The organism is Candidatus Blochmannia sayi (nom. nud.), from assembly GCF_059935855.1.
This window is the reverse complement of sequence record NZ_CP011796.1, coordinates 241,419-253,958: the sequence shown is the minus strand read 5'-3', so window position 1 is coordinate 253,958 and position 12,540 is coordinate 241,419. Positions and strand designations below refer to the sequence as shown.

Here is a 12,540-nt window from a genome sequence, read left to right as displayed (position 1 = left end):
AAAATTAACCATTCTTTCTGAGCGTTCATAATCACTATCCTTGCCGTTGTTTATGTTTCGGATCCACACGGCAAACTACCCGAATTATATTATGTCTTCTTACAATCTCACAATGACGACATAATTTTTTTACTGATGTGCGTACTTTCATGATTTTCCTATATATAAAATAAAATTATTTAAATTTTTGATTAATGATGATAGTGTTTTAGATTTGCTTTTTTTAATACAGATTCATATTGGCTAGACATCATTAAAGTTTGTATTTGAGTCATAAAATCCATAATCACTACTACCACAATCAATAAAGATGTACCTCCAAAATAAAAAGGTACTTTCATGGCAATTCTCATAAATTCTGGTATTAAGCAAATAAATGTAACATATATAGCGCCAATAAAAGTCAAACGAATCATAATTTTGTTAATATGTTTTGCAGTTTGTTCTCCTGGTCTTATTCCAGGCACAAATGCCCCAGATTTCTTTAAATTATCGGCTGTCTCACGAGGATTAAACACTAAAGATGTGTAAAAAAAACAAAAAAACATAATAGCTGATGCATATAATAAAATATATAATGGTTGACCAGGTTGCAAATATATAGAAACAACGGTTAACCACTGCCAACTAGTACTACTACCAAACCAAGAAACAATGGTACCTGGAAACAATATTACACTAGAAGCAAAAATCGCAGGAATAACCCCAGCCATATTTACTTTAAGTGGTAAATGTGTCGTTGTACTATATTGGGCAGAATAAATACTACGACCTTGTTGACGTTTAGCGTAATGCACTAAAATATGACGTTGACCTCTTTCTACAAACACAACAAAAAAAGTAACACTAAATACCAAACATACAACTAAAATTAATATAAAAAAATGTAACTCATTTTGTCTCACTTGTTCTATGGTATGTCCTATGGCCATCGGTAATCCAGCAACGATTCCTGAAAAAATAATAACTGAAATACCATTTCCTATTCCTCTGTTAGTAATTTGCTCACCTAACCACATTAAAAAAACAGTACCACATACAAGACTAATAATTGCTGTGCAGTAAAAAGAAAAACCTGGATTAATTACTAAACCTGGCACGGTAGGTAAGCTTGTGACAATACCTACTGATTGTAGTATTCCCAATACCAAAGTTGCATAACGAATATATTTATTAATTATTCTTCTGCCACTTTCTCCTTCTTTTTTAATTTCTATTAAAGTGGGATGTACTGCAGTTAATAGTTGCACGATAATAGATGCTGAAATATACGGCATAATTCCTAAGCTAAAAATAGAAGCACGACTTAAAGAGCCTCCAGAAAACATATTGAACATCTCAATAATAGTGCCTTGTTGTTGATCAAGAATTTTTGCTAAAACAATTAAATCTACTCCTGGAATTGGAATAAATGACCCTGCTCGAAAAATAATTAAAGCTCCAATTACAAATATAATTCTACGTTTTAGTTCATTTAAACCGCCTTTTATACTTTGAAAAGTAGATGCAGATCGTTGTTTATTACCCAGTGTCATCATCATTTTATTAAAAATATTCCCCTATTATTCTATGATTGTACCACCCATTCTTTGAATCATAGTCTTCACGCTTTTACTTACACGTAAATTACGTATCGTAATCGGATGCTTGATTACTCCAGACATTATAATTTTAACAAACTTAACTTTGCGCCTAATAATATTATGTTCTTTTAAAACATTTATATCTATTATTTTGTTTGTAATTCTAGATAAAACAGATAATCTCACTTCTTGAGTAAGAACAGATTTGCGAGATACAAATCCAAATTTTGGTAATCTACGATATAAAGGAGTCTGACCTCCTTCAAAACCAAGACGTACTTTACCCCCAGAACGGGATTTTTGTCCTTTATGTCCTCGTCCTCCTGTTTTTCCTAATCCAGAGCCTATACCTCGGCCTACTCGTTTAAGTAAATGCTTAGATCCTCTAGACGGAGAAATAGTATTAAGATACATAACTTATTACTCCATTTTTACCATATAATAAACTAAATTAATCATACCACGAATGGCAGGAGTATCAATTCTTTCAACGATACTTCCTATATGACGCAATCCCAAACCATTTAAAGTTGCCTTATGTTTTGGGAGGCATCCAATAGAACTTTTAATCTGAGTAAGCTTAATAGTTTTTAACATAGCTATAATAACCTAAAACTTCTCTAATAGATTTACCTCGTTTTTCTGCAATCATTTCAGGAGATTTCATATTTTGCAAGGCGTGCATAGTTGCACGAACTACATTAATAGGATTAGTAGATCCATAAGCTTTTGCTAATACATTATGTATTCCAACTACCTCTAAAATAGCACGCATTGTAGTCCCTGCAATAATACCAGTTCCCTCGGAAGCAGGTTGCATATAAATACGAGACCCCGTATATACCCCTTTAACTGAATGCTGTAGAGTCCCTTTGTACAAAGGGATCAGTATCATATTACGACGCGCTTTCTCCATTGATTTTTGAATTGCTGATGGCACCTCACGTGCCTTACCATAACCAAATCCTACACGACCATTTGTATCTCCTACTACAGTAAGTGCAGTAAAACTAAATACACGACCACCTTTAACTGTTTTAGATACTCGATTCACTGTAATCAATTTTTCTTGCAATTCACCAGGCTGTTTATCAAAATATTTCATGTCATTTACCTTCTTAAAATCTTAATCCACCTTGCCTAGCGTGATCAGCTAATATTTTTATCTTCCCATGATATTTAAATCCAGAACGATCAAAAGCAACATTTGCAATACCTATTTTTATAGCACGTTCTGCAATTATTTTCCCTATTATAGCTGCAGCTTTTTTATTATTAGTTATTTGTAATTGATTGGAAATTAATTTTTCTGTTGTAGAAGCTGCAACTAAAACGTTCGTATTATCTTTTGAAATTATTTGAGCATAAATATGTTTACAAGTTCGATGTACTACTAATCTAAAAACACCTAATTTATGTAACTTTTTCCTTATTTTTACTGCTCTTCTAATACGAGCGTCTTTCTTATTCATATTACACTATTCTCTATATTATTTTAAACAATTATCTTTTCTTAGTATCCTTGGTATATACTACTTCATTGATATAACGAATACCTTTCCCCTTAAAAGGCTCAGGAGGACGTAACGCCCTTAAATCTGCAGCAACCTGACCAACAAGTTGTTTATTTATGCTCATTAATACAATTTCAGTTTGATTGGGACAGGTCGCCGTCACTTCTACAGGCAATACATAGTCGATAGAATGAGACAATCCTATCATCAAGTTCACTATATTATCTTGAATAGTTACGCGATATCCTATTCCTATTAATTGTAATTTTTTTATAAACCCCATTGTAACACCAGTAATCATTCCGTTAATTAATGCACGTGTCGTTCCTATTAAAGCTTTATTTTTAGTATTAATATTTTCAGTATATATCAAAATATTTTTTTTATCATTGAATTGCGCGGCAATCGATTTATGCAATATATGAGTTAACGTACCAAGTGCCCCTGTAATAAAAACATAATGATCCTGTATTTTTATTGTTACAACATTAGGAACAGGAATTATGACTTTATATATATCCAACTCAGAAACATTTTTGGTATTATGACACATAACATATAATCTCCCCACCTATATTAAGTCGACGAGCTTTACTATCTGTGATTATCCCCTTAGAAGTGGAAAGTATGACAATACCCATTCCAGACATAACTTGAGGTAAATCTTTTTTCTTTTTATAGATCCGCAATCCAGGACGACTAACACGTTTTATACTATCAATAACAGGTTTTCTTTTTTGATAATATTTTAAAAATACCTCTAAAATTGGCTTAGTATTATTTTTAATATTATATTTTGATAGAAATCCTTCTTCTGTCAACACATTAACAATTGCCACTTTAATCGTAGAAGACGGAATGCAAATTTTTTCTTTTTTAGAAACCTGCCCATTACGTATAGCAGTTAACATCTCCGAAATTGGATCTTGCATGCTCATTATCGCTCCAATATTAAAATAATCGATCATTATGTTATTACAAACTTACCAACTAGCTTTTCTTAAACCAGGTATTTCACCACGCATAGCAGATTCACGCACCTTCATACGACTCAACCCAAATTTTCTTAAAAAAGCATGAGGCCGACCAGTATGTCTACAACGATTACGTCGCCTAGAAGGACTAGAATCACGTGGTAAAGTCTGTAACTTTAAAACAGCATTCCAACGTTCCTCAATAGAAACATTTTGATTAACAATAATTTTTTTAAGGGCAATACGTTGCGCATAATACTTATTAACTAACTTACAACGTTTTAATTCACGCGCCTTTACGGATTCCTTGGTCATTATCGACTCTCCTATTTTTAAACAATATGATTATTTTTTAAATGGAAAACGAAAAGCAGTCAATAAAGCATATGCTTCATTATCAGAATTTGCGCTAGTAGTAATCGTAATATCCATTCCTCGCATATCATCAACAGTATCATAATCAATCTCTGGAAATATAATTTGTTCACGCACTCCAATACTATAATTACCATGCCCATCAAAAGATTTAACAGACAATCCGCGAAAATCACGAATACGTGGCATAGCAATAAAAATAAATCTTTCCAAAAATTCCCACATTCGAGCGCCTCGTAAAGTTACTTTACACCCTATTGGTTGATCTTGACGAATCTTAAAGCTAGAAATAGATTTTCGCGCTTTTGTAATAACGGGTTTTTGCCCTGAAATAATCATTAACTCTTCTACCGATTTTTCCAAAAATTTTTTATTTATTATAGATTTACCTACTCCCATATTGATGACAATTTTTTTAATTTTAGGAACCTGCATAACAGATCGATACTGAAATTTCTGCATTAAATGTTGTACTGTATAATTTTTATAATAATCATATAAATTATTCATGTATTATTCCAATCATTTTACTGTACCTCCACTAGACTTAAATACACGTATCTTTTTACCGTTTTGTATTTTAAATCCTACACGATCTGCTTTATTTAAAGTAACATTAAATATCGCAAGATTGGATATATCAATAGAAGCTTCTTTTTCAAACACCCCTCCTGGTTGATTTTTATTCGGGATAGGTTTTTGATGTTTTTTAACTAAATTTATTCCTGTTACTATAGCTCTGCCTCTATCATGAAAAATACGCTTCACTTTACCTTTTTTTCCTTTATATTTTCCAGTTAATACAATTACTTCATCATTACATTTAATTTTAGCTGCTGCCATATACAATTATCTCCATCAAAGCACTTCAGGAGCTAAAGAAATAATCTTCATAAATTTTTCACCACGTAATTCACGAGTGACTGGCCCAAAAACCCGAGTACCTACAGGTTGAATATTAATATCGTTTAATAATACACAAGCGTTACTATCAAATCTAATAATAGAACCATCTGATCGACGTACACCCTTTTTTGTGCGTATCACAACAGCTTTTAATATATCACCTTTTTTTACTTTAGCACGTGGTATCGCTTCTTTAATAGTCACTTTAATAATATCTCCGATATTAGCATAACGACGACCAGATCCTCCTAAGACCTTAATACACATTACAAATCGAGCACCAGAATTATCGGCAACGTTTAAAACAGTACGTTCTTGAATCACAAGACACTCCATAGTAAAAATTAATTTAAAAATTTTTAAAAGTACATTAATTACACTAAATACATATATTTTAAATTCATTAAATTACATCCAATAACCTATCCTTAACCATGCACGCATGACACATTATAATACTTTATCTTTAAAAAAATCAGATCTTTTAATAATAGAAGTTAATATCCAAGCTTTTGTTTTAGAAATAGGACGACACTCTTGTACTTCTACAAGATCTCCGATATTAGTTTCGTTATTAGGATCATGCACATGTAATTTAGTAGTACGTTTGATAAATTTTTCATATATTGGATGCTTAACCAATCTTTCTACAGAAACAACAATAGATTTTTCCATTCTATTACTAATTACATAACCTCGTAAAATACGAACATTATCCATCATGTAATACTCTCCTTTTATACGTCATTGTTTTTAGATAAATAGTGTTTAATGGATGCTATATTACGACGCACTTTTTTTAATAAATGTAATTGTTTTAATTGACCTGATTTTGCTTGTATGCGTAAATTAAAATATTCACGCAATACATTTATTAACTCTATTTGTAACGCCGCTGTAGTAGTATTATCTTTATTTTGATTTAACAATTTTTTTATTATGTTATTCATGATTTTATTATTGAAATAGTCTTAACTGGTAACTTTGACGCACCCAACTTAAAAGCATCAAATGCTAACTCTTTTGATACCCCATCGATTTCATACAAAATCTTTCCTGGTTGCACAAGCGCCACCCAATATTCTACATTACCCTTACCTTTTCCCATACGCACTTCTAAAGGTTTTTCAGTAATAGGTTTGTCTGGAAACACGCGAATCCATATTTTTCCCTGACGCTTTATAGCGCGACTTATAGCACGTCGTGCAGCTTCAATTTGACAAGCTTTCAATCGTCCACGACTAATAGCTTTTAGAGCAAATTCGCCGAAACTAATACTATCATTTACTATTACCCCTCGATTACGCCCTTTATGCATTTTACGGAATTTTGTGCGCTTTGGTTGCAACAACATCGTATTATCCTTTATATGCGAGTTTTATGTTTTTGCTTAGTAACATTATTGATTGATTGATCCTGATGTCCTGTATCAAACAATAGATCTCCTAAAATTTCACCTTTAAAAACCCATACTTTCACTCCAATAACACCATATGTAGTATGTGCTTCTGAAAAACTATAATCAATATCAGCCCTCAAAGTATGCAAAGGAACACGGCCCTCTCGATACCATTCGGTACGAGCAATTTCAGCCCCACTCAATCTACCACTTACTTCTACCTTAATTCCTTTAGCTCCCAAACGTATAGCACTTTGTACAACGCGTTTCATTGCTCGTCTAAATATTACTCTACGTTCTAATTGAGATGCAATATTATCAGCTAATAGTTTTGCGTCTAATTCCGGTTTACGAATTTCGGCAATATTTAATTGTGTTGGAACACCAGAAATTTTTGCTACATTCCTACGTAATTTTTCAATATCTTCCCCTTTCTTCCCAATGATTAATCCAGGTCTAGCTGTATACACAGTCACTCTTATGCTTTTAGCGGGTCTTTCAATAATTATACGAGATATTAAAGCTTTCGAAAGTTTTTGAGTCAAAAACTGACGGACTTTAAAATCATTACCTAAATTATTAGAAAAATCTTTATTATTTGCATACCAGGTAGAATACCATGCTTTAGTAATACCCAAACGCACTCCATTCGGATGTACTTTTTGACCCATTTATAACGCTCCGTTAAATATAATTTTTTTAATTAGATACCACTATGGTAAGATGGCTGGTTCGTTTTATAATTTTATCTGATCGTCCTTTAGCGCGCGGCATCATCCTTTTAATACTAGGACCATTGTCAACAAAAATTTTAATCACTATTAGATTATCTATATCAGCACCATCATTATGTTCTGCATTAGCAATAGCAGACTCTAAAGTCTTTTTTACTAATTCAGCAGATTTTTTGTTGGTATACTTTAAAATATCAAGTGCCCGAGATACTTTTATTCCTCGTATCATATTGGCTACTAAACGCATTTTTTGAGCAGAAGAACGAATATAACGGCATCTAGCGACTGTTCCCATATTAGAACATCCTTTATTTATTTTTTTATTTTTAATTGCAACAAAATTACAATTACCTTTTAGTAGTATTTTTTATTTTTTTATCAATTGAATGACCACGATACGTACGAGTCGGAGCAAACTCACCTAATTTATGCCCGACCATTTCATCTGAAATAAATATAGGTATATGTTGACGTCCATTATGTATCGAAATAGTCAACCCAATCATCCTTGGAAATATTGTTGATCGTCGTGACCAAGTTTTAATAGGTTTTTTATCACCTGTTTCTATTGCTTTTTCTACTTTTTTTAGAAGATGCAAATCAATAAACGGACCCTTCTTGAGAGAACGTGACATAAACTTCCTTCCTAAATCTACAATTTTATTTATTACGACGAGATAATATAAATCTGTTAGTACGTTTGTTACTACGTGTTTTTTTGCCTTTAGTTTGTATCCCCCAAGGAGAAACAGGGTGCTTTCCAAAATTTTTTCCTTCTCCACCTCCATGAGGATGATCAATTGGATTCATAGCCGTACCACGTACAGTAGGGCGAATACCACGCCATCTATTAGATCCAGCTTTTCCCAACATGCGTAACATATGTTCAGAATTACCAACCTCTCCTATAGTTGCTCGACACTCGCAACGAATTTTACGTGTTTCACCAGATCGTAAACGAAGTATCATGTATTTTCCATCACGGGCTATAATTTGTACATAAGACCCTGCAGAACGAGCTAATTGTCCTCCTTTTCCTATTTTTATTTCTACATTATGAACAGCTGATCCAATAGGAATACTACTCATTGGTAAAGTATTACCCGGTTTTATTGGAACATTTACTCCAGAATTAACAATATCTCCTATTTTTGTATTTTTTGGCGCTAAAATATAACGACGTTCTCCATCTTTATATACAAGTAACGCTATATGCGCCGAACGATTTGGATCGTATTCCAAACGTTTTATTACAGCTGGAACATCATCCTTATTACGTTTAAAATCAATTATTCTATAACGTTTTTTATGCCCCCCTCCAATATGACGCACAGTAATACGACCGCGATTATTACGTCCACCTGACTTATTTATCTTACTAGATAATAATGAAGCACAAGGATTGCCCTTATACAAATCAAAATTAACTAGTTTAGTAACATGTCTTCTACCCGGCGAAGTTGGATTGCATTTAATAATAGGCATATCTTTTAATATTTTCCGTAATTATTGCTCTGTCATATTAATAAAATTTATTTTTTGCCCTTTTTCTAAAACAACATACGCTTTTTTCCAAGTATTACAAATTCCTCGTTTATTAATTGCACCTTTAGTTTTACCTGCTATAATCACAGTATTTACATTATTTACTTTCACCGAAAACAACATACTTATAGCATTTTTAATATCTATTTTATTCGAGTATCTTAATACTTTGAAAACAAATGTACTATACTTTTCTGATTTAGTAGAAGTTTTTTCAGAAATATGTGTGGATCGTATTATTTTAAATAAACGCTCTTGATACATCATATTAATTGATTCTCAATTTTCTTTACAATAGTATCAGTAATTAAAGTAATATCAAAATTTATTAAACTCACTGGGTCCATATGTAGAATAGTATTTATTTTTACTTTATGAAGATTACGAGAAGCTAAAATCAGATTTTTATCTAAAAAATCAGTAAATATCAATACACTTTTTCTTGAAGTTAATATTTTTAACTTTTCTAACAATAATTTAGTTTTTGGTTTTTCTATAGATAAATTTTTTATTAAAAACAAACGATTATCACAAACTAATCTAGATAAAATACTTTTTATCGCTCCTCGATACATTTTTTTATTTATTTTTTGATTATATAATTTAGGCGTAGCTGCAAATGTCACTCCTCCAGAACGCCAAATAGGACTTTTCACTGATCCAGAACGCGCTCGACCAGTACCTTTTTGACGCCAAGGCTTTTTGTTAGAACCTGAAACTTCCGAGCGACTTTTTTGAGATCTAGTGCCTTGACGAGCATTAGTTAAATAAGAAGAAATAACCTGATGTATCAATGCTGAATTAAAAGAACAACCAAAGATTTCATCAGATACAGAAAGTCTAGTTGAATTCGATACATCTATTTCTGCAAAATCTCTTATTTCTAATTCCATTTATATACTCTCTTTTACATTATGTTTAACAGATTGTTTAATAACTAAATTACTACCAATTACTCCTGGAACAGCACCTTTAACTAATAACAAATTAAGTTTTGTATCAACATTAATAACATCTAAATTTTGAACTGTCACTTTATCGTTTCCTAAGTGTCCTGCCATCTTTTTACCTTTAAATACTTTACCAGGGGTTTGATTTTGACCAATAGATCCAGGCGCTCTATGTGATAAAGAGTTCCCATGACTTGCATCTTGCATATGAAAATTCCAACGTTTTACTGTGCCTGCAAATCCTTTACCTTTAGAAATACCCGTAACATCCACTTTTTTAATATCTATAAAAATGTGTATAGTAATAATATCACCTACCAATATTTTTGTTTTACCTTCACACCGAAACTCCCACAAACCCCGACCAGCATCAATCCCTGATTTTATCATATGACCTGCTTTTGGTTTATTAATACGTTTAATATTTTTATTACCAGTAGTAACTTGAATTGCACAATACCCATCATTTTCTATATTTCTTATTTGTGTTACACGATTAGGTGTTATTTTAATCATAGTTACAGGAATAGATACACCATCTTTATTAAATAATCGAGTCATACCTATTTTTTGACCAATCAAACCTTTCATAACTATAAAAACAACTCCTTCTTTTCTAATTTTAAAACAAAAATTTTTAACCAATCATTTTTTTTATATATTTGTTATTTTATTGTGTTTATCGAAACTAACTAATCAAGACTAATTTGAACATCTACCCCTGCTGCTAAATCTAACCGCATCAGAGCGTCTACTGTTTTATCAGTAGGTTCAACAATATCGATTAAACGCTTGTGCGTGCGTATTTCGTATTGATCTCTTGCATCTTTATTTACATGCGGAGAAATTAAAATAGTAAATCTCTCTTTTTTAGTAGGCAATGGAATAGGACCATACACTTGAGCGCCAGTACGCTTAGCAGTTTCAACAATTTCTATAGTTGATCTATCAATTAGTCGATGATCAAATGCTTTCAAACGAATACGGATTCTTTGATTTTGCATAAACGAATCTAAAACTCCAAATGAGTTATCGATTAAATAATATTTAATATGTAGAACTCTTTATATTCTATAATCTAATAATTTAAATTAATAACACAACACTTTTATTACTGTTCTAATTCAAAAAATTTTTTATTTTATCTCTTAATGAAATATTAACTAATTTTAGTTCTGACACCTAAGTACCGAGCACCACCCAGTGTACCAATAAGTGAATAAAAAACAAGACTAATTTACAATAAAAAAATTAAAACATTTCTGATTACTTTTTATTATTAAAACAGTACAAACCATATAGACACAAAATATTATGTACAAAATTATTTTTTCAACTGTGATTGTATATAATTATGTACACCAATTTTCATCATGATATCTAGCTCAGTTTCTAAAAAATCAATATGTTTTTCTTCATCACTAAGTACCCGTACCATTATATCTTTAGATACATAATCTTGCACTGAATCAGCGTATTTTATACTTTCACGTAAATTATTAACACTATGATACTCTAAATTAAGATCAGCACGCAAAATATCTTCAATATTTTTATTAATATTAAACGAATCAAAACTCCTTAAAGAAAGAGTACCTTCCAAAAACAAAATACGTTGTGAATAAAGATCTGCATGATCCAATTCATCCATACATTCTTTAAATTCTACACTATTAAGACGTTCTAAACCCCAACTTTTGAAAATTTTTGAATGCAGAAAATATTGATTCATTGCAATAAATTCATCACTTAATAAATTATTCAGATGAATAATAATATGGTCATCTCCTTTCATAAGATCTCCTAATCTAGGCTTGTACTTATTTTTATTTATACATCACTTAGTTAAAATTAAGTAATGATTTTTACCATATTTAACTTTTTTATTAGACTTATTCTTAAAATTTAACAGTCGTCAATATATTATGCTGATAAGCAGATTCGAACTGCTGACCTCACCCTTACCAAGGGTGTGCTCTGCCTTCTGAGCTATATCAGCATAATTGTAATAGTAGTGTTTATACTACTAAGCGGACAGTGGGAATCGAACCCACATCATCAACTTGGAAGGTTGAGGTAATAACCATTATACGATGCCCACTTACTTAACAAAATCACTATTTTCAATATTATAATATAAATGTGCCATAAAACTTGACCAAATAATTTAAAATGATGGGGGAAGGATTTGAACCTTCGAAGTCTACGACGACAGATTTACAGTCTGCTCCCTTTAGCCACTCAGGAACCCCATCACAGTTTTATAAATATGCCGGTAAAAGGATTCGAACCTTTGATCTACTGATTACAAATCAGTTGCTCTTCCAATTGAGCTACACCGGCGTTATATCAATTATCTTTAAAAATAAAACATTATTTGATTTATTTAAATTCATACATATTGTAAATTACCTTTTTGATAATTTACTCATTTTCATTTAATATATATAAATTTTTTAAAACATTTTGCACAAAAACAAATTTTTATTTATTCTAAAAACAAAACTATTATTCATTTCGTATTGCTCCAACTATAATGCATAATTATAGTCAAATACTT

At 31.4% G+C, this 12,540-nt stretch carries 24 protein-coding genes and 4 tRNA genes; all 28 read right to left on the bottom strand.

The genetic code is table 11. The features are described 5' to 3' along the window. Positions 1–34 precede the first annotated feature (34 nt). On the bottom strand, positions 35–151 hold the full coding sequence (gene rpmJ, locus Bsayi582_RS01095) for a 50S ribosomal protein L36 (RefSeq protein ID WP_500815969.1): 117 nt from the start codon (positions 149–151) through the stop codon (positions 35–37). Positions 152–191: 40 nt separating this feature from the next. Continuing rightward, positions 192–1,535, bottom strand: a complete 1,344-nt coding sequence (secY, locus tag Bsayi582_RS01090; protein ID WP_500816081.1) for a preprotein translocase subunit SecY — start codon at positions 1,533–1,535, stop codon at positions 192–194. A gap of 27 nt (positions 1,536–1,562) precedes the next feature. Further along, entirely contained in the window at positions 1,563–1,997 is a 435-nt protein-coding gene (rplO, locus tag Bsayi582_RS01085) for a 50S ribosomal protein L15 (protein WP_500815968.1), read from the bottom strand. A 6-nt stretch (positions 1,998–2,003) separates the two neighbouring features. After that, positions 2,004–2,180: a 50S ribosomal protein L30 gene (gene rpmD, locus Bsayi582_RS01080; protein WP_500815967.1), complete on the bottom strand. Its 177-nt coding sequence runs from the start codon at positions 2,178–2,180 to the stop codon at positions 2,004–2,006. Continuing rightward, the gene (gene rpsE, locus Bsayi582_RS01075) at positions 2,164–2,688 is read right to left on the bottom strand and encodes a 30S ribosomal protein S5 (protein WP_500815966.1); all 525 of its coding nucleotides are present in this window, start codon (positions 2,686–2,688) and stop codon (positions 2,164–2,166) included. The genes rpmD and rpsE overlap by 17 nt, the downstream gene beginning before the upstream one ends. A 13-nt stretch (positions 2,689–2,701) precedes the next feature. Continuing rightward, on the bottom strand, positions 2,702–3,055 hold the full coding sequence (rplR, locus tag Bsayi582_RS01070; RefSeq protein ID WP_500815965.1) for a 50S ribosomal protein L18: 354 nt from the start codon (positions 3,053–3,055) through the stop codon (positions 2,702–2,704). 31 nt (positions 3,056–3,086) lie between these two features. Further along, positions 3,087–3,650 carry a 50S ribosomal protein L6 gene (gene rplF / locus Bsayi582_RS01065; RefSeq protein ID WP_500815964.1) on the bottom strand — a complete coding sequence of 188 codons (564 nt, stop codon included), beginning with the start codon at positions 3,648–3,650 and terminating at the stop codon, positions 3,087–3,089. Beyond that, a complete protein-coding gene (rpsH, locus tag Bsayi582_RS01060; RefSeq protein WP_500815963.1) occupies positions 3,640–4,035 on the bottom strand; it encodes a 30S ribosomal protein S8 in 396 nt (131 codons plus the stop codon). The genes rplF and rpsH overlap by 11 nt, the downstream gene beginning before the upstream one ends. Positions 4,036–4,080: 45 nt before the next feature. Beyond that, positions 4,081–4,386 (bottom strand): 30S ribosomal protein S14, encoded by a 306-nt coding sequence (gene rpsN, locus Bsayi582_RS01055; protein ID WP_500815962.1) that lies wholly within the window; start codon positions 4,384–4,386, stop codon positions 4,081–4,083. A 30-nt stretch (positions 4,387–4,416) separates the two neighbouring features. Further along, positions 4,417–4,956, bottom strand: a complete 540-nt coding sequence (rplE, locus tag Bsayi582_RS01050) for a 50S ribosomal protein L5 (RefSeq protein WP_500815961.1) — start codon at positions 4,954–4,956, stop codon at positions 4,417–4,419. 12 nt (positions 4,957–4,968) lie between these two features. After that, positions 4,969–5,289: a 50S ribosomal protein L24 gene (rplX, locus tag Bsayi582_RS01045; RefSeq protein ID WP_500815960.1), complete on the bottom strand. Its 321-nt coding sequence runs from the start codon at positions 5,287–5,289 to the stop codon at positions 4,969–4,971. 15 nt (positions 5,290–5,304) lie between these two features. Beyond that, on the bottom strand, positions 5,305–5,676 hold the full coding sequence (rplN, locus tag Bsayi582_RS01040) for a 50S ribosomal protein L14 (RefSeq protein WP_500815959.1): 372 nt from the start codon (positions 5,674–5,676) through the stop codon (positions 5,305–5,307). Positions 5,677–5,802: 126 nt separating this feature from the next. Next, positions 5,803–6,075, bottom strand: a complete 273-nt coding sequence (gene rpsQ / locus Bsayi582_RS01035; protein WP_500815958.1) for a 30S ribosomal protein S17 — start codon at positions 6,073–6,075, stop codon at positions 5,803–5,805. A 14-nt stretch (positions 6,076–6,089) separates the two neighbouring features. After that, on the bottom strand, positions 6,090–6,290 hold the full coding sequence (gene rpmC / locus Bsayi582_RS01030) for a 50S ribosomal protein L29 (RefSeq protein ID WP_500816080.1): 201 nt from the start codon (positions 6,288–6,290) through the stop codon (positions 6,090–6,092). An 8-nt stretch (positions 6,291–6,298) separates the two neighbouring features. Further along, positions 6,299–6,703: a 50S ribosomal protein L16 gene (rplP, locus tag Bsayi582_RS01025; RefSeq protein WP_500816079.1), complete on the bottom strand. Its 405-nt coding sequence runs from the start codon at positions 6,701–6,703 to the stop codon at positions 6,299–6,301. 14 nt (positions 6,704–6,717) lie between these two features. After that, positions 6,718–7,422 carry a 30S ribosomal protein S3 gene (gene rpsC / locus Bsayi582_RS01020; protein ID WP_500815957.1) on the bottom strand — a complete coding sequence of 235 codons (705 nt, stop codon included), beginning with the start codon at positions 7,420–7,422 and terminating at the stop codon, positions 6,718–6,720. A 28-nt stretch (positions 7,423–7,450) separates the two neighbouring features. Beyond that, positions 7,451–7,780, bottom strand: coding sequence for a 50S ribosomal protein L22 (gene rplV / locus Bsayi582_RS01015; protein ID WP_500815956.1), 330 nt, complete (start codon positions 7,778–7,780; stop codon positions 7,451–7,453). Positions 7,781–7,832: 52 nt separating this feature from the next. Next, complete coding sequence (gene rpsS, locus Bsayi582_RS01010; protein WP_500815955.1) at positions 7,833–8,120, bottom strand: 30S ribosomal protein S19; 288 nt, start codon at positions 8,118–8,120, stop codon at positions 7,833–7,835. A gap of 25 nt (positions 8,121–8,145) precedes the next feature. Beyond that, positions 8,146–8,970 carry a 50S ribosomal protein L2 gene (gene rplB / locus Bsayi582_RS01005; RefSeq protein ID WP_500815954.1) on the bottom strand — a complete coding sequence of 275 codons (825 nt, stop codon included), beginning with the start codon at positions 8,968–8,970 and terminating at the stop codon, positions 8,146–8,148. A gap of 21 nt (positions 8,971–8,991) precedes the next feature. Next, entirely contained in the window at positions 8,992–9,297 is a 306-nt protein-coding gene (rplW, locus tag Bsayi582_RS01000) for a 50S ribosomal protein L23 (protein WP_500815953.1), read from the bottom strand. Next, positions 9,294–9,923 carry a 50S ribosomal protein L4 gene (rplD, locus tag Bsayi582_RS00995; protein ID WP_500815952.1) on the bottom strand — a complete coding sequence of 210 codons (630 nt, stop codon included), beginning with the start codon at positions 9,921–9,923 and terminating at the stop codon, positions 9,294–9,296. The genes rplW and rplD overlap by 4 nt, the downstream gene beginning before the upstream one ends. After that, entirely contained in the window at positions 9,924–10,571 is a 648-nt protein-coding gene (gene rplC / locus Bsayi582_RS00990; RefSeq protein ID WP_500815951.1) for a 50S ribosomal protein L3, read from the bottom strand. 101 nt (positions 10,572–10,672) lie between these two features. Further along, positions 10,673–10,984: a 30S ribosomal protein S10 gene (gene rpsJ, locus Bsayi582_RS00985; protein WP_500815950.1), complete on the bottom strand. Its 312-nt coding sequence runs from the start codon at positions 10,982–10,984 to the stop codon at positions 10,673–10,675. Between the two features lie 320 nt (positions 10,985–11,304). After that, entirely contained in the window at positions 11,305–11,775 is a 471-nt protein-coding gene (gene bfr, locus Bsayi582_RS00980) for a bacterioferritin (RefSeq protein WP_500815949.1), read from the bottom strand. Between the two features lie 131 nt (positions 11,776–11,906). Further along, positions 11,907–11,979: transfer RNA gene (locus Bsayi582_RS00975), tRNA-Thr, on the bottom strand. Positions 11,980–12,009: 30 nt separating this feature from the next. Further along, a tRNA-Gly gene (locus tag Bsayi582_RS00970) sits at positions 12,010–12,081 on the bottom strand. Positions 12,082–12,153: 72 nt separating this feature from the next. Next, a tRNA-Tyr gene (locus Bsayi582_RS00965) sits at positions 12,154–12,235 on the bottom strand. Positions 12,236–12,250: 15 nt separating this feature from the next. Then, positions 12,251–12,323: transfer RNA gene (locus tag Bsayi582_RS00960), tRNA-Thr, on the bottom strand. Positions 12,324–12,540 lie beyond the last annotated feature (217 nt).